18 protein-coding genes are annotated in these 16,802 nt (G+C 39.6%); 11 read left to right on the top strand and 7 right to left on the bottom strand.

The window, feature by feature from the left end; genetic code table 11:
* The first annotated feature begins 111 nt into the window (after nt 1-111).
* From IBX42_RS05405 to mnmH, 4 genes are read left to right on the top strand one after another with little or no spacing between them, the layout of a single operon-like run.
* Entirely contained in the window at nt 112-843 is a 732-nt protein-coding gene (locus tag IBX42_RS05405; RefSeq protein ID WP_294929958.1) for a sulfite exporter TauE/SafE family protein, read from the top strand.
* 17 nt (nt 844-860) lie between these two features.
* On the top strand, nt 861-3,698 hold the full coding sequence (gene uvrA, locus IBX42_RS05400) for an excinuclease ABC subunit UvrA (protein WP_294929956.1): 2,838 nt from the start codon (nt 861-863) through the stop codon (nt 3,696-3,698).
* Entirely contained in the window at nt 3,695-4,729 is a 1,035-nt protein-coding gene (selD, locus tag IBX42_RS05395) for a selenide, water dikinase SelD (RefSeq protein ID WP_294929994.1), read from the top strand. The genes uvrA and selD overlap by 4 nt, the downstream gene beginning before the upstream one ends.
* Entirely contained in the window at nt 4,730-5,818 is a 1,089-nt protein-coding gene (gene mnmH / locus IBX42_RS05390; protein ID WP_294929954.1) for a tRNA 2-selenouridine(34) synthase MnmH, read from the top strand.
* Here mnmH and IBX42_RS05385 read toward each other — a convergent pair.
* Complete coding sequence (locus IBX42_RS05385) at nt 5,811-6,998, bottom strand: mechanosensitive ion channel family protein (RefSeq protein WP_294929952.1); 1,188 nt, start codon at nt 6,996-6,998, stop codon at nt 5,811-5,813. The genes mnmH and IBX42_RS05385 overlap by 8 nt on opposite strands.
* A 214-nt stretch (nt 6,999-7,212) precedes the next feature.
* Here IBX42_RS05385 and IBX42_RS05380 point away from each other — a divergent pair, with 214 nt between their 5' ends.
* The gene (locus IBX42_RS05380; RefSeq protein WP_294929950.1) at nt 7,213-7,842 is read left to right on the top strand and encodes an NAD(P)H-dependent oxidoreductase; all 630 of its coding nucleotides are present in this window, start codon (nt 7,213-7,215) and stop codon (nt 7,840-7,842) included.
* Here IBX42_RS05380 and IBX42_RS05375 read toward each other — a convergent pair.
* Together IBX42_RS05375 and cls are read right to left on the bottom strand one after the other, a co-directional pair.
* Nucleotides 7,832-8,566: an endonuclease/exonuclease/phosphatase family protein gene (locus IBX42_RS05375; protein WP_294929948.1), complete on the bottom strand. Its 735-nt coding sequence runs from the start codon at nt 8,564-8,566 to the stop codon at nt 7,832-7,834. The two genes, IBX42_RS05380 and IBX42_RS05375, sit on opposite strands and share 11 nt — an antisense overlap.
* A 9-nt stretch (nt 8,567-8,575) precedes the next feature.
* Nucleotides 8,576-9,976, bottom strand: coding sequence for a cardiolipin synthase (gene cls / locus IBX42_RS05370; RefSeq protein WP_294929946.1), 1,401 nt, complete (start codon nt 9,974-9,976; stop codon nt 8,576-8,578).
* 95 nt (nt 9,977-10,071) lie between these two features.
* On the opposite strand from cls, the gene IBX42_RS05365 reads away from it, so the two are divergent.
* A complete protein-coding gene (locus IBX42_RS05365; protein ID WP_294929943.1) occupies nt 10,072-10,989 on the top strand; it encodes a manganese-dependent inorganic pyrophosphatase in 918 nt (305 codons plus the stop codon).
* Between the two features lie 250 nt (nt 10,990-11,239).
* On the opposite strand, the gene IBX42_RS05360 is transcribed toward IBX42_RS05365, so the two are convergent.
* Nucleotides 11,240-11,761, bottom strand: a complete 522-nt coding sequence (locus IBX42_RS05360) for a flagellar basal body-associated FliL family protein (protein WP_294929940.1) — start codon at nt 11,759-11,761, stop codon at nt 11,240-11,242.
* Nucleotides 11,762-11,902: 141 nt separating this feature from the next.
* Here IBX42_RS05360 and IBX42_RS05355 point away from each other — a divergent pair, with 141 nt between their 5' ends.
* The 5 genes from IBX42_RS05355 to IBX42_RS05335 are packed head-to-tail and all read left to right on the top strand — an operon-like array spanning nt 11,903 to nt 15,536.
* Nucleotides 11,903-12,151 (top strand): RNA-binding S4 domain-containing protein, encoded by a 249-nt coding sequence (locus tag IBX42_RS05355; protein ID WP_294929937.1) that lies wholly within the window; start codon nt 11,903-11,905, stop codon nt 12,149-12,151.
* On the top strand, nt 12,148-13,134 hold the full coding sequence (gene trpD, locus IBX42_RS05350; protein WP_294929934.1) for an anthranilate phosphoribosyltransferase: 987 nt from the start codon (nt 12,148-12,150) through the stop codon (nt 13,132-13,134). Before IBX42_RS05355 ends, trpD begins: the two co-directional genes overlap by 4 nt.
* A complete protein-coding gene (gene tsaE / locus IBX42_RS05345) occupies nt 13,131-13,544 on the top strand; it encodes a tRNA (adenosine(37)-N6)-threonylcarbamoyltransferase complex ATPase subunit type 1 TsaE (protein WP_294929931.1) in 414 nt (137 codons plus the stop codon). Before trpD ends, tsaE begins: the two co-directional genes overlap by 4 nt.
* Nucleotides 13,532-14,254, top strand: coding sequence for an LPS export ABC transporter ATP-binding protein (gene lptB, locus IBX42_RS05340; protein WP_294929928.1), 723 nt, complete (start codon nt 13,532-13,534; stop codon nt 14,252-14,254). The genes tsaE and lptB overlap by 13 nt, the downstream gene beginning before the upstream one ends.
* Before the next feature lie 13 nt (nt 14,255-14,267).
* Complete coding sequence (locus IBX42_RS05335) at nt 14,268-15,536, top strand: RNA polymerase factor sigma-54 (RefSeq protein WP_294929923.1); 1,269 nt, start codon at nt 14,268-14,270, stop codon at nt 15,534-15,536.
* Between the two features lie 65 nt (nt 15,537-15,601).
* Here the strand turns inward: IBX42_RS05335 and IBX42_RS05330 are convergent, their stop codons facing one another.
* The 3 genes from IBX42_RS05330 to IBX42_RS05320 all read right to left on the bottom strand — a co-directional run bounded on the left by IBX42_RS05330 (nt 15,602) and on the right by IBX42_RS05320 (nt 16,580).
* Complete coding sequence (locus tag IBX42_RS05330; RefSeq protein ID WP_294929920.1) at nt 15,602-15,820, bottom strand: hypothetical protein; 219 nt, start codon at nt 15,818-15,820, stop codon at nt 15,602-15,604.
* A 197-nt stretch (nt 15,821-16,017) separates the two neighbouring features.
* Nucleotides 16,018-16,389 (bottom strand): type II toxin-antitoxin system VapC family toxin, encoded by a 372-nt coding sequence (locus IBX42_RS05325; RefSeq protein ID WP_294929918.1) that lies wholly within the window; start codon nt 16,387-16,389, stop codon nt 16,018-16,020.
* A complete protein-coding gene (locus IBX42_RS05320; RefSeq protein ID WP_294929916.1) occupies nt 16,377-16,580 on the bottom strand; it encodes a hypothetical protein in 204 nt (67 codons plus the stop codon). Before IBX42_RS05320 ends, IBX42_RS05325 begins: the two co-directional genes overlap by 13 nt.
* Nucleotides 16,581-16,802: the final 222 nt, after the last annotated feature.

The following is a 16,802-nucleotide window of genomic DNA, read 5'->3' as shown; positions in this document are numbered from 1 at the left end:
AGCACACCTCTAAAAATTCTTAATATATTCTAGAGAAGCCCATTATCTTGAATTTAGATGTCAAATGAAACGTTGCATTAAGATGCTATAATTCCAAAAAAAGTTTTAATAATGATTGAATTGATATTTTTAGGTATCGGTGTCGGCGTTTTATCCGGTTTTTTTGGCATAGGAGGAGGGACTATACTTGTTCCTCTTCTTTTGCTACTTGGACATGAGATAAAAGATGCAATCGGCATTTCTGTTGTGCAGATGGTTTTTAGTTCGATTTATGGCAGTTATCTAAACAATAAAAAGGGAACACTTGATGTTCCCCTGGTCTTTACAATTGGTGTCGGCGGTTTTGTCGGTGCACTTTTGAGCGGATTTTTCACATCTGTATTTAGCGATTTGACATTAGAGATTATCTTTTTGGTTTTTGCTGTTTTTGCACTCAGCAGACTTTTTTTCAAGACAAAAGTTGATGTAGTACAAAAAGATGTAAACAGAGCCGTACTTTTTTTAATAGGTCTCTTTTTAGGTCTTTTAAGTATGCTTATAGGTGTCGGCGGAAGCATTATCTTGGTTCCTATTTTAGTTAGCTTCTTGCATGTGGACCTTAAAAAGGCCGTATCGGCGGGGCTCTTTTTTGTGGTTTTTTCATCAGTTTCGGGTCTTATATCTCACGCCATTAGCAGAGAGATAGATTTCTTTAGCGGAGTCGTTATAGGTTTGGCATCGCTAGCTGGTGTATACGTCGGTATTTTGCTTAAAGATAGAGTTGATTCGGCGGTGCATAAAAAACTCTTAGTAGGTTTTTATCTACTAATTGTTATATATTTGATACAAAGAATATTTTTTTAGAGGATTGTTGGTTATAAATGAAAAATAAAGATGTTATAAAAATAGTAGGCGCTAGAGAGAATAATTTAAAAAATATATCGCTTGAGATTCCAAAAAATAAGTTGGTTGTTTTTACAGGACTAAGCGGAAGCGGAAAGTCTACTTTAGCTTTTGATACACTGTACGCGGAGGGGCAGAGACGCTACATGGAGTCTCTCTCATCGTATGCAAGACAGTTTTTAGATCGCGTCGGCAAGCCTGATGTTGATAAGATAGAAGGGCTTACTCCCGCTATTGCCATTGATCAAAAAACAACGTCAAAAAATCCACGCTCGACAGTGGGAACGATTACCGAGATATATGACTACTTAAGACTTCTTTTTGCACGAGTAGGTATACAGCACTGCCATAAATGTTCCAAAGTCGTCTCTCATATGAGCGCTTCTGATATTATTGCTGAAGTTGCAAAACTTCCAGAGGGCGCAAAGCTTGTTCTTCTGGCTCCACTTGTGCGCGAAAAAAAGGGAAGCTTTCATGATGTGCTGGAGTCTTTGTCACACAAAGGGTATGTGCGTGCCATGATTGATGGCGTTATGGTTAGACTCGATGAAGAGATAGAGCTGAGTAAAACAAAAAAACATACTATTAAGGTCGTTATCGACAGAGTTGTAGTCAAAGAAGAGAACAAAGAGAGAATTGCAGCAGACGTTGAAAAAGCGCTCAAAGAGAGCTACGGCGAGCTGGAGGTTGATATACTAAACCATGAAGAGCTTGGTCTTAAACAGCAAAGTATTCACTACAGCGAACACAATGCATGTTTTGATTGTAAGATAAGTTTTGACCCTCTTGAGCCGTTATCTTTTTCTTTTAATTCGCCAAAAGGAGCTTGTGGCGAATGTGACGGTCTTGGACTTCGCTACGCGCTTGACCATGATAAGATAATCGATAGAGATTTGTGTATAGAAAAGGGTGCGGTTAAGATTATATACGGCTTTAACAAAGGGTACTACTTTACTTTTTTAAAGGGCTTTTGCGCGGCAAACGACATTGACATTACCGTGCCCTACAGTGAACTGCCTGAGTATAAGCAAAAAGCGATACTACACGGCGGAATTGACGAAGTGAGTTTTTTATGGAAAAACCATGAGGTAAAGAGAGTCTGGCCAGGGATTATAAAGATAGCCTACGACATGTTTAAAGATGAGAAAGAGCTGGCTGACTATATGAGTGAAAAAGTCTGCAATGTCTGTAATGGAAATAGACTCAAAAGAGAGTCGCTCGCCGTAAAAGTTGCAGGCAAAGGAATCGCAGACATTTTAGATATGCCGATTTCAAAGAGTTATGAGTGGTTTAGGGATGAGAATAATTTTACAAATCTTTCAAAACAAAATACTCAAATAGGTGCTCCGATTTTAAATGAAATACGAGAGAGACTCTACTTTTTGTTTGATGTCGGACTTGGCTACATTACCCTTGGGCGTGACGCAAGAACCATAAGTGGGGGAGAAGCGCAGAGAATCCGCATCGCTTCACAAATCGGCAGCGGTTTAACGGGTGTCTTGTATGTTTTAGACGAGCCGAGTATCGGACTACATGAGAGAGATACTCTTAAACTTATCCGCACGCTCAGAAGCCTACAGGAGAAGGGAAACAGCGTTATAGTCGTCGAACATGACAAAGAGACTATTGAAAATGCGGACTTTATCGTAGATATCGGACCGGGCGCCGGAAAATTTGGTGGAGATGTTGTTTTTGCAGGAACGCTTGATAAGTTAAAAAAGGCAAAAACTCTCACAGCTGATTATCTTTACGGCAGAAAAAAGATAGAGTATTTTTATAGACGCAAACAGGATAAATTTATAGAGATTAAAAACGTCACACTTAACAATATAGAGAACTTAAGTGCAAGAATCCCCCTAAATAACTTTGTATGTATAACAGGTGTGAGCGGAAGCGGGAAGAGCTCTTTGATGCTTCAAACACTTCTTCCCACAGCGAGAGAGCTTTTAAATCATGCAAGAAAAGTCAACAAAGTAGCGGGTGTTGAGATAACGGGGCTTGAACATGTAGACAAAGTCATCTATCTCGATCAAAGCCCGATAGGACGAACTCCAAGATCAAACCCCGCAACATATACGGGTGTTATGGATGAGATAAGAAATCTCTTCGCGCAGACAAAAGAGGCACAGATACGAGGCTATACAAGCTCTAGATTCAGCTTTAACGTCAAAGGCGGAAGATGCGAGAAATGTCAAGGCGAGGGCGAAAACAAGATTGAGATGCACTTTTTACCGGACATTATGGTTAAGTGTGACACATGTAAAGGCACGCGCTACAATCAGCAGACGTTAGAGGTTTTTTACAAGGGCAAAAATATATCGGATGTTTTAAGAATGAGTGTCGATGAGGCACATGAGTTTTTTAGACCCATTCCAAAGATAAACCAGATTATGTCAACACTTGTCGATGTAGGTCTTGGCTATATAACTTTGGGTCAAAATGCCGTAACGCTATCAGGCGGTGAGGCACAAAGAATCAAACTAAGTAAAGAGCTAAGCCGCAAAGACACTGGCAAAACTCTTTACATACTCGATGAACCGACGACGGGACTTCATTTTGCTGACGTTGACAGACTTACTGGCGTCCTTCACAAGTTCGTAGAGCTTGGCAACTCGGTGCTTATAATCGAGCATAATCTCGACATGATAAAAAATGCCGACTATGTCATCGACATGGGACCAGAGGGCGGAAGCGGCGGCGGTCTTATAATCGCTGAGGGAAGCCCTGAAAAAGTGGCAGACGAGCATAAAAAAACAGGCTCTTATACGGGCGAATATCTAAAAAAAGAGCTAGCGCTGCATAATAAAGGGAAATAATGGAAAAAGTGAAACTTACAGAGTATAGCCATGGAGCTGGGTGCGGATGTAAAATCTCACCGATGCTTCTTGATGAGATACTAAAGACCAACATCTCAAGCACTCTCTTTCCAGAGCTTCTTGTGGGAAACGAGCATAAAGATGATGCGGCGGCTTATGATTTGGGTAACGGAACATCTGTTTTGTCTACGACGGACTTTTTTATGCCTATCGTGGATGACCCTTTTACTTTTGGGCGCATTGCTGCGACAAATGCACTAAGTGACATATACGCTATGGGCGGGAAGCCTCTTATGGCTATCTCCATCTTTGGATGGCCGATTGATAAACTAAGCTCGGATGTGGCGCGTCAGGTGATAGAGGGAGGTCGTGCGGCATGTGAAGATGCGGGCATCCCTCTTGCGGGCGGACACTCCATAGACTCTCCTGAGCCGATTTTTGGACTGGCTGTTACGGGGTTGGTTGAGAACAAAAACCTTATGAAAAACAGCGGCGGCGAGGAGAATTGTTTTATATTTCTTACAAAACCCATAGGCATCGGCATACTTACAACCGCGCAAAAGCAAAAAAAGATTGAAGCGGGCGACATAGATGCGGCTATTGAAGCTATGGTTACGCTCAATAAATCGGGTAGTGCATTGGCATCTCTTGAGTGTGTTGTTACCATGACCGACATTACCGGGTTTGGTCTTTTGGGACATTTAAGTGAGGTGTGTGAAGCAAGCGAAATTAGCGCAAATATTTGGTTTGAGAAAGTTCCGCTTCTTTTAAATGTTGAAAAATATAGAGCGCTTGGCTGCATACCTGGAGGTTCTCGTAAAAACTTTATGAGCTACGGTCATAAAATCTCTCAAATGAGCGAGAAACAAAGAGAGATACTCTGCGATGCACAGACATCGGGCGGGCTGCTTGTGATGGTTAGAAAAGATGGCGTGGATGCATTTTATGAAACAGCGCGCGCGGCAGGTCTGGAACTTGAGCCAATCGGAGAAACGGTGGCACAGGGCAAACATTTGGTAGAGGTTTTATAGGTGTCGGAACTCTTTGATGATTTCAAATCCATTGTTTTAAACAATACCCCGCTTATCGATGTCCGCGCACCTATTGAGTTTAAAAAAGGTGCATTTTTTAATGCCCTAAATCTTCCTATTATGAGTGATGAAGAGAGACATGAAGTAGGTATATGTTATAAAAATAGAGGCAATGCAAAGGCTGTAGAACTAGGACATGAGCTTGTGAGCGGTGCTATAAAAGAGCAGCGGGTGCAGGCGTGGCTTGATTTTATGGATGCAAATCCAGATGCGCTTCTCTACTGCTTTAGAGGTGGACAGCGCTCTAAGATTGCGCAGCAGTGGATTGGAGAGAGAGGTCGAGAGATAGTGCGCTTAAAGGGCGGTTATAAAGCTTTTAGAGGTTATTTGCTACGTGAGCTTGAGAGTTCTTGTGAGCATTTTAAACCCATAGTCCTCGGCGGAAGAACCGGCTCAGGAAAGACCATAGAGCTTAAGAAGATGCAAAATGCAATCGACCTTGAAGGTTTGGCAAACCACAGAGGTTCATCTTTTGGGCAAAAGATTACACCGCAAACTTCGCAGATCGACTTTGAGAACAACCTGACATATCAACTGATTCAAAAGAGGGAGGAGGGGCTTGGAACTCTTGTTTTTGAGGATGAGGGAAAACATATCGGCAGTCTGTTTATGCCCGATAGCTTTACTCCGGTTATGTCAAATTCGCCTCTTGTTATACTTGAGACGCCTTTGGATGAGAGAATAGAGATAACCCTCAACGAATATGTCATAGAGGCGCAAAAAGCGTACGAGGGAGCAGGTTTTACAGATGCTCTTAATGCTTGGCAAGAGAGTATACAAAACGCCATGTACCGCATAAAAAGACGACTTGGAAATCAGAAATATAGTGAGGTTTTGGCTATTTTTGAAGATGCACTCCAAGAGCAGAAGAGAAGCGGCTCTTTTGAGAAGTACAAGGAGTGGGTAGAGTATCTGCTGAGTGAGTATTATGACCCGATGTATGACTATCAGATACAAAAGCGCGCTAATCTAGTTGCTTTTAGAGGAAGTGCTCTCGAGGTTCATGAATATATAAAAAGCACTATTTAATCACGCCAAACTCTCCTGAGGGCTCTTGATATAGTCTAAGATCAAACTCTTTTAGGGCAACTAGAAGATGGTCGAAAATATCCGACTGTATATCCTCATACTCTGCCCATTTGTTTTTGTTGCTAAAAGCGTAGACCTCAAGCGGAACCCCTTTTGAAGTCGGCTGCAGTTGTCTGACTATAAATGTGAAGTTTTTGCTGTCAATGTTTGGATTTTTCTGTAAATATCTTTTGACATACTCCCTAAAAGTTCCTATATTTGTGAGCTTTCTCTTGTTCAATGTTATCTCATCCGTAGTGTCTACAACCTTCTGCTTCTCTTGAAGGTAATCTTTGATAATCTCTATTTTGTTAAGCTTTTGCAAAAGCTCCGGAGTACAGAACTTTATGGAGTTTACATCTATAAAAAGAGCTCTTTTTATTCTTCTTCCTCCACTATCACTCATCCCGCGCCAGTTTTTAAAGGAGTTCTCCATAAACTTATGAGTCGGAATCGTTACGATGGTTTTGTCCCAGTTTTGTACCTTAACAGAGTGAAGGGCGATATCAATTACCTCTCCGTCGACTCCAAAACTCTCAGCTTCTATCCAGTCTCCGACTTTAAAGAGGTCGTTTGCCACAATCTGCACACTTGCGACAAGGGAGAGGATAGTATCTTTAAAGATAAACATAAGTACTGCGGTAAAGGCACCCACGCCGCTTAGAACGCCCCATGGAGAGACGCCTGCCAAAACACACACGGCGATTATAAAACCTAAAATATAGACAAACATTTTCAGCAGTTGGATATACCCTTTTATGGGCTTATCTTTTGAGACTTCAAGAGAGTTGTATATCTCTAAAAGAGCCGAGAGAAACTTATCTATGCTTTTAATAACTACAATTGCTATCCAAAAACCGACAATTTGTGATAGTGCATCTTGTAAATTTTCTGGGTACATGCTTGAGAAATAGAGAATTACAAGCGGCGGAACAAGGTGGGCGAGCTGTTCAAAAAAGCCAGTTTTGATAAAAGTGTCGTCCCAGTTTGACTTTGTTTTAAATATGAGTTTGTGGATAATTTTTACAATATATTTTTTTGATACCAAATAGGCAATTATTGCGGCGATTATGCTTAAGCCTACAGTTATAGAGAGTTTTAAAAGAGCCTCAAAATCAATACTTGCGATGATACTTTGCATCTGTTTTCCTTTTTGTAAAATTGAACCCTCTGAACAATTATTGAATTAGACCCTGAATGACCAAAGGAAATACCCTTGTGGTGCAAGTTCAGGGTAACTGGTAGTTCGTCATTCCAAGCTTGACTTGGAATCTAGTTTATGATTTAATAAGAGGGTTCAATTGTTATAGTTTTAAAAGTATATAACATTTTAGAGAGTATAAGGAGATGAAGTTATGAGTAAAACATTTAAAGAGGCGATGGATTTTAGACATGCGTGTAAGGTTTTTGATGAAAATGAAAAAATTTCCAATAAAGATATAAGAGAGATACTTGAAGCGGGGCGTAAATCTCCCTCGTCTTTTGGCATGGAACCATGGAAATTTTTGGTCATTACAAATGAGGAGCTAAAAGCCAGCATTAGACCTCACTGCTGGAATCAGCCCCAAATCACAACCTGCTCGCATCTGGTTGTAATACTTGCTGCCATAGAGAGCGTAAAGCCAGAGAGCGGAGTCGTTAAAAAGAGATTCTCAAGAAGAGAGATGCCGCAGGAGATGCTTGATTTTTATATGGATAAGTATGCATCGCATCTAAGCAAAACTCTAAGCAGCGATGAAAATATACTATGCTGGACTGCAAGACAGACATATATTGCCGCGGCAAATATGATGACATGTGCGGCAACACTTGGAATTGATAGCTGCTCGATTGAGGGGTTTGACAAAGAGGATGTAGAGAGAGTTTTAGAACTTGATACTAATAAATATCAACTCTCTCTACTGCTTCCTTTTGGGTATAGAGTAAAGGAGCAGTCATCTCAGTTGAGATTGCCATTTGAAGAGGTTGTGGAGTTTATAGAGTAGAGAATTTTGCGATTATAGGGTTATGGTCGGAGATTTTTTTGCTGTTAATCACTTCAGAGTAGGTGACATTTAAGTCTCTGTAAAAGATATAGTCTATGGAGTTTGTAAAAATTTTTTTGAGATGTTTTTCATCGCTAAACTCAACTTTTTTGAGAGAGAGATTTTGTGTAAACTCCTCCATAAATCTCACTCTTTTTATATTCCATGTATTGAAGTCACCCGCTACTATCATCGCTCCTTTATGGTGACTGATGGAGTCATATAGGTAGTCGAGCTCATTTTTAAAGTGACTGTTATGCACAAAGTTTATAGCATGCAGATTGACCACAAGAAGCACTTCATCATCTGTGATTTTATGATGTGTAATAAGCGAAACCTTATGCGTAGCATATCTAAGTTCGCGCTTTTTGCTAAGGAGAGTAAACTCATCTTCACAAGATGATTTAAAAGCGCTCATAACTCCAAAAACATGCTTTTTAGTCTCTATATTCGGAGACAATATATATGAGTAGTCGTGAATATCCAGCTCAAGAGAGAGGCTTTTTTTAACCTCTTGAAGCAGAAGCAGGTCAAAGTTATGGCTTTGTATAAGCGACTCTATAAACTCTTTGTAGGAGCTCTCAAGTGTCAGTTTTGCCACATTCCAGCAAAGAAGGCTGAACTCTCCTCCTAGGCTCTCTTCTTGATGTTTTAATGATTTTACAAAACTCTTTGGTACAAACATGGCTAAATCCTAGAGCTGCGGTGCGAGTATTCGCATAAGGTTCTCAAAAACCCTCTTTGGTGCAGAGACGTTTTTGGTTCCGAATGAGGAGTTCTCTATAAGCTTTTTCGCCCAAAGTTCCACCTCGTTGATAATCTTTTTAGAGTAGACAAACGTAGCGACTTCATAGTTTAAAAAGAGGCTTCTGTTGTCAAAGTTTACGCTTCCTAAAACAAGGCTCTCATCATCAAAAATTATAGCTTTTGCGTGAAGCATCGCGCCGTCATAGAGATATATTTTTATCCCCGCCTCTTCAAGCTCTCTCATGTAGGAACTTCTAACAAGATTTACAATGGTGTGATTTGCTTCTCTGGGCGTGATAAGCTTGATATTTATCCCTTTGTGGTGCGCAATTATAAGCGCTTGAATGAGTGCATCATTTGGTATAAAGTAAGGGGTTATGATGTAGATTTTCTCTTTTGCGCTGTATATTGCAGATAAAAGAACTTCATAAAGAACATCTTTGTCCATGTCGGGACCCGATGGAACAACTTGCAGATATATCTCACCCTCATTCTCCGGTGCTTCTTTGGCGTACTCTAACTTTTCTCCCGAAGCATATAACCAGTCTGAAGCAAATATCTCAAAATAGTGCTCTACAGATTGCCCACTGATTAGAAACATAATATCTTGCCACCTACTTTTGTCGCTTTTTGCACCAAGATACTCTTGTGAAAGATTTGCCCCTCCGCTTAAAACTCTCTCGTTGTCAAAAATATAGATTTTTCTATGGTTTCTAAGATTTATATAGTTTCTAAATGGCATCTCAAAAACAGGCATAAAAAACTCCACTTTTGCGCCGCTTTGTATGAGTGTTTTTAGCCTGTAGCGAAAGATATAAAGAGGAAATGAGCCCAAAGAGTCTATGAGAATTTTTACCTCCAATCCCTCTTTTGCTTTTTTAACAAGAGCGTTTAAAATCTCTTTGGTAACCTTGTCATACTTAAAAATAAATGCGCTTATTAGGATTGATTTTTTTGCACTCTTTATATATGAGAGAAGTTCGTTGTAAGTTTGCGTTGCATCAAAAAAGAGCTTCAGTTCACTGTTTTTCGCAGCGTCCGCAATGCCGTAATTTCTCAACATTTTATCAATACTGTTTTGTATATTCTCATCTGTAGTTCTATTTTTAAGAGATAGAGTCTCTTTTTTATATTTCTGTTCTCTCTTTCTTGAACCGATGATAAAGTATAAAACTATTGCTACATAGGGAAGTAGAATTATGAAAAGAAGCCAAGCAGTTATGCTGTTTGGCGTACGTCTGTTGTAGAGCATATGAATAAGTACTACGATGATTAAAAGAGCACCAAAAACTACCAAAGCGTGGTAAAAAAATATATCTGCGTTAACGCTGTTTATCACTTCATTCATCCCAAAATTATATCATTAATTGCAATAAAGCGGCTCTGTAAATTTTATAACACAAAAATTTAGTATAATTATAAAAAATTTTAAAGGTTGCACAGATGTCAACATATATTTTTGGTCATACTAATCCAGATTCAGACTCAATAGTAGGGGCAATATCTCTTGCCTATTTAAAAAACAAGCTAGGAGAGGATTGTATTGCTACGCGTCAAGGCGAGATATCTCCTGAGACAGAGTTTATACTTAATAGATTTGGAGCACAAGCGCCTGAGCTTAAAACCTCTTATGCGGGTGAAAAGGTCTATCTTGTAGATTTTTCAGACCTTGCACAGGCTCCAAAAGATATCAAAGAAGCGACTATTTTAGGGATAGTCGATCATCACAAGCTTGGCGATATTACGACAGATACTCCTCTTGAGTGCTGGATTCGCCCTATTGGATGTTCAAACACGATCATAAAAGAGATGTATGACTATCACGGAGTTGAGATTCCAAAAGATATAGCAGGGATGATGATGTGCGCAATTTTAAGCGATACTGTAATCTTTAAATCCCCTACATGTACAAAAGTCGACACAAAAGCGGTAAAAGATTTGGCACAGATTTGCCACATAGAGGATTATAAAGCTCTTGCCATGGAGATGTTTATAGCAAAATCCGCGGTTGAGGGTGCGAGTGCAAGAAATTTAAATACAAGAGACTACAAAGCTTTTGATATGAACGGTACTAAAGTCGGGATAGGGCAGCTTGAAATGGTTGATATCTCCATTCTTGAGAGTAGAATCGATGAGCTGTTTGCAGATATGAAACTTATGAAGCATGAAGAGGGTTTACATACCATCATGATTCTTTTAACCGATATTATGAAAGAGGGCTCACAGCTTCTTGTTCTCAGTGATGATGCAAGCAAAGTCGAAAAGGCGTTCGGTATAAAACTTCAAAATAACCAAGTATGGTTAGACGGCGTTTTAAGCCGTAAAAAGCAGATTATTCCGTTTCTTCAGCCGCAATTTTAACTGCTTGAGTGCCAAATAAGCTCAGCTTAGTCGGCAGATTTAATTAAATCACCTTACGCACTTTTACAAAAAAAGGCGTAAAAATACTTTGTAGTTCTCGAAAAACTTGTTTTTCGTAGCTTTTAGGTATGCTAACTAATGGCATACTCCATGATAAGGGGGTTGTAGGGACTTTTGTCCCTGTCACAAAACGAAGTTTCTTTAGAAAAACGGACGCGTTCGTTTTAGTGCGTAACATCAGTTAATAAGACTATTGAATTATAAACTCATTAAAATAGACCTCTTCAATCTCACATGAAGAGAGATTTTTATTTAGGGTCTCTTTTAGCTTCTCTCTCATCTTCTCGTTGTTTGCGTTGGCAGTGGAGTACCCAAGCATTGTGTCTATTGTTGCGTCTCTTAAAATCACCCCTTTTTTGAGAATCTCCTTCTTGATCTCATCACTGTTATTAAACCAAGAGTCCTCATTTTTTATGGGTTTATACTTTATGGAGATATTTGCAATAAGTTTTTTATCCCCAGAGATATTAAATACAAAATCACCCAGATTTGCTCTATTGTCGCTGCTGATTGAAACTTTCATGCTATTGCTTAGGCTTGAGAGTATAGTGCGGTTGTAAGCACTCTCTCTTGGGGATTTGCCATCAACATCGTATTTTTTCAGTTTTGTAAACTCCGAGTTTAAAACCCCTAAAATGAGGAGTAAAATAACAATAAGTGACAATACGATTATGATAGCGTTTTTAATTATTTTTTCTTTATCTATTTGCATGGGGTTATTATACAGAAGAAAAAAGCAGATTTGCAACATAAATAGAAGTTGAATGAGTGTTATGCAAAAAATGTTCCAACTCTTACATCAATTTCAGTTTTATTTCTCTACAATATACAAAAAATATGCAGATGGTGTTTTATGAGAATAGATAAATTTTTAAATTCGGTAAATATTACAAAAAGGCGCTCCGTATCTCAAGATATGATAGCAAACGGAGTCGTGCTGGTAAACGGTATTGTGGCAAAGGCGAGCAAAAATATTGCAGTTGGAGATGTTATAACCATAAACTATCTAAACTCTGTGAAAAAGTATAAAATTTTGCAGATTCCACAGACAAAATCAACGCCAAAGAGCCTTCAAGAAGAGTATATAGAGGAGATTTTATGAGCTACGAAGAGGCGAAAAAACTATTTACGTCACTCTTTAAACATGAGATGAGTGACAAGCAGATGAGAGAGCTTCTCTTGGGCGTAAAACTTGATGAAAACAGTGAGTTTCAAACCATAGCTGCTGCTGCGGAGGTTATGCGCTCTTTTGCGATCCCGCTGCCGATATCTGAGGATTTACACTCAAGGGTTATCGACATTGTAGGAACGGGCGGAGACAAGATAGGGAGTTTCAATATCTCTTCAACCGTAGCGATTTTGTGCGCATCATGCGGGAGTATGGTGGCAAAACACGGAAGCCGCTCGGTTACTTCAAAATCGGGAAGTGCGGATATGTTTGAAGAGTTGGGCGTGCGTCTTGATCTGGACATAAATCAGAGTGCGAGACTTCTTGAAGAGAGCGGTTTTACCTTTATGTTTGCGCAAAGCCACCACCCTGCCATGAAGTTTATTATGCCTGTTAGAAAAACCATACCCGATAAGACGATTTTTAATATCTTAGGGCCGCTTACAAACCCCGCGGGAGCAAAAAAGTCTCTTTTGGGAGTGTTTCATAAATCTTTTGTTCCAAAAATAGCCGAGGCGCTGAGGATGAACGGTGCGACTTCAACTATGGTAGTTAGTTCGCAAGAGGGCATGGATGAGATAAGCATTAGCGATATAACTTACGCGTCACGCCTAAGGGATGGCAAGATTAGCGAGTTTATAATCGACCCGCAGGAGCATGGCATAAAAAGAGCTCCACTTAGTGCAATAGTCGGCGGAGATGCAAAAGCCAACGCTCATATTTTGTACAACATTTTTGACTCTAGGGCAACGGATGCGCAGAGAGATATAGTGCTTATAAATGCGGCTTCGGCTCTTATGGTTGATGGTTTGGCTCGTGATATTCAAGATGGTTTGGAGATGGCACGAGAAGCCATAAAAACATCAAAAGCCAAAGAAAAACTTAGACAAATCATTGAAATATCAAACAAACTATGAGAAAATATCTACTTTCATTGGAAGAACTTGGCTCTTTGGTTGAGGATGTTGTTAAAAATTTCAGCAGCGGCGTGGTTATTTTGCGCGGAGATTTGGCAGCGGGAAAAACAACTTTTGTAAAAAGAGCGGTAAAGTGTCTAGGCATTGATGATGAAGTGACATCGCCTACATTTTCTCTTCAGCACTGCTACGGAGAGAAGGTTTTTCACTATGACATGTACAACAAAGGTCTCGGTCACTTTATCTCTTTGGGAATGCTTGAAGAGCTTGAGAAGGATGGGCTCCATTTTGTGGAGTGGGGCGACGATGAGTTGGCTGAGATACTAAATTCGGCTGAGATTAAAAATATGACGATAACTATAGAAAAAATTTCTGACGATAAAAGAGAGTATACGATATGCACACATTAAAAGCGGTAGAGCTAAAGAAAAAGATAAAAGATTTAGAGATAGTAAAAGGGATGAGTCTTGAGGTAAAGAGCGGCGAAGTGGTAGGACTTTTGGGACCAAACGGAGCCGGAAAAACAACAACCTTTTATATGATTTGCGGACTTGTTGAATCAAGCGGCGGAGAGGTCTTTTTTGATGATGAAAACCTCTCAGGCATGCCTCTGCACCTAAGAGCTTTAAAAGGTATAGGCTACCTTCCCCAAGAAGCTTCTATATTTAAAGATTTAAGCGTGGAGGACAATCTTCTCATAGCCGCAGAGGTAAAGATAAAAGATAAAAAAGCACAAGAAGCGAGAATACTGGAGCTTCTGGATATGTTTAACATTGAGCCGATTCGCTATCGTAAGGGCATAAGCCTTAGCGGCGGGGAGAGACGCCGTGTTGAGATTGCAAGAGCTTTGGTAAATTCGCCGAAGTTTCTGCTTCTTGATGAGCCTTTTGCGGGGGTTGACCCCATAGCCGTTATGGATATTCAGATGGTTATAAGACAGCTTGCATCGTATGGAATAGGTGTGCTTATCACCGACCACAACGTTCGTGAGACTTTGGATGTTTGCGATAGAGCCTATGTTATAAAATCAGGTTCACTGCTCGCTAGCGGAACAAGCGCTGAAATAGGACAAAATGCGGATGTACGCAAGCATTATTTAGGCGAGGAGTTTAAGCTTTAACGGCTTAAAAAATATGGCGGCCCTAAGACAGACACATGGCGTAGAGAACAAGCATAAACTCTCAAATACGCTACGCAATTGGCTTCCTATTCTACACTCAAGTCTCAGTGATTTGGGCGAAGCGATGGCGCCATTTGTCGAGGCAAACCCCGTTGTGGAAGTCTCAAGCGGGTATGAAGAGAGCTTTGAGAAAAAAATCCCAAAAAAAATCATAAGCGACTCTGTAAGCAACTCCAGAACTGAGCAGATTGAGGCTTTAACCATTCAGAGCCGTTCTCTCTATGATATATTGGATGAGCAGCTAGAAGCCCCGCTTTTCCCCACTCCGCTCTCCCAAAAAATAGCCTCTTTTGTGGTCGCAAACCTTGATGAAAACGGATATTATGAAGGCGATAGCGAAGAGTTTTGCAAAAATAGTGCCATTGACATAGCGGAGTTTGAAAAAATCCGTCTGCGCTTTGCACATGTGGAGCCTGTGGGCATAGCCGCCAAAAATCTCTCAGAATCATTTTTGTTTCAACTCGATAGCTCCGATGTAAGCGATGAGGCATACCAGTTGGCGGTAAAAGTGATAGAAGATATACAAAATATATATGCCTACTCTGATGAGAAAAATTTTGCCGAGGTCATGCGAGTGCTTGGGAGTTTTAAAAATCCCCCCGCCATTGAGTATCAAGAGGAGTCCGCACATGTAGTTCCTGATTTGATGATATATTTTGATGACGAAGAGCAGATAGAGGTAAAACTCAACGATGCCTACTACCCTACAATCCACATAGACACAAACTACGGGGTCGAACATGAGTTTATCTCGCAAAAAATCAAAGAGGCAAAAAGTCTGGTTGATGCCCTCGACATGAGAAAAGCGACACTCTACAAAGTAGGACTTATGATAGTCGAGTATCAGTATGAGTTCTTTAGTGGCGGAGCGATTATGCCGCTAACTCTTAAAACTTTGGCAGATGAGTTCGGACACAACCCCTCAACCATCTCAAGAGCCATTGCAAACAAGTACATAGCCTGCAACAGAGGCGTTTTTGCCATGAAGGAGTTCTTTACAACAGCCATAGACGAAGATGTCTCAAACGCTGCCATAAAAGAGTTTGTGGCAAATCTGGTAAAACAGGAAAATAGAAAAAAACCTCTAAGTGACATGAAACTCTTAGAGCTCATCCAAGAGAAGTTCAAAGTCCAGATGGTAAGACGCACCATCGCCAAGTACAGAAAACAGCTAAATATAGCAGGTTCAAGCGAGCGAAAAAAACTTTATCATTTGCATTAATAACAGAGGGGATAACTTAAATGAAGCAGCATGACGCGATAAAAATATTTTAAATAGTAGCGATTTTAATTCGAAATTCTTAAAAGCAGTTTGGGATGATATGCAGGTTGTCCGTCATTGGACTTTTTAGAAAGATTTTTAAACTCTAGTTCTCTTAAATCCAATATCTCCACATAACTTTCAATCGCTCTTACGCTATTGTTTTCACCTACATACTCATCCAAACTAGGAGGAAAAAGTAACTGCTGCTTACGGTTGAGACCCTGCTTATAATGACTGCGCATAAAACACCTGCAAAAGAATATTTAAATAGAATTTTTCTAAAATAATTGTATCTTTTTTGGGGTTTAAAAGTGCTGAAATAGGGAGTTTTTAGATCTGTTTTTATCTTATTTCAAAGAGAGCTTGAAACACTCTTTGAAATGTTTTTTGAGGTTCTTTCACAGTTTCTCCTGCGTAGGAGTGTGTATTTCAGGTTATTTTATAGCAATACTAAGCCATCTATATATCTAAAGTCTTTCGTATTGAGAGTGTAGAGTCGTAAGTTGCTGTCGATTGCGGTAGCGGCTATCAAACTATCTGGTATATCTAAATTATGGCTTTTTGAATATTCGAAAATAAGTTCTGTTGCAACTTTAGAAATACTCTTGTTAAGTTCTATCTCTTCAAAGAGTGATATAAATTTTTGAAGTTTAAAAAGTTCTGCTTTGTTGATTGCACCGTAGTAAAGCTCCATCGCACTAATTGAGCTTATGGCATAACTAAAGCCTGATTCTTCTAATTTTCTAACAATATCTTGATTGCCTTTGAGTATTTCAATCAAAATATTTGTATCTAAGACTATTTTTTCCACGCAGCTTCTCGAAGAGTCTCTATAGTTATGTCTCTGTCTTTCCACATGCCTACAAAAGAGGAGAGAGATTCTTCCTTAAAAGGCTTATCATCGATAGTTTCAATTTTAATCTCCTCTTTTTTAAAAGAAGAAAGAAACTCTAAAACTTTTTGTGAAATAGATTCATTTTTGATATTTAAAGATATTTGCATCGTTTTTCCTTGCATCAATAATTTGAGATTATATCATAAACTCAAACAACTTTCGCTCCCATGCTCCTGCCGTTGGAGTGTATATTTCAGGTTATTTTACAGTATGCATTCCCATCGAGGACGTGGAAACGAGAAAAGTGGAGATTCATTCTCAGGGGCGTTGTTTTATGTTTTATAAGTTCAATTTTTGCTTTTAATTCTTTAGAGTTTTTAGGGTTTATG

The sequence above is a fragment of the Sulfurimonas sp. genome, assembly GCF_014859695.1.
Lineage (GTDB): Bacteria > Campylobacterota > Campylobacteria > Campylobacterales > Sulfurimonadaceae > Sulfurimonas.
Note: the sequence above shows the minus strand (reverse complement) of the source record. Positions and strands in the feature narration are given on the sequence as shown.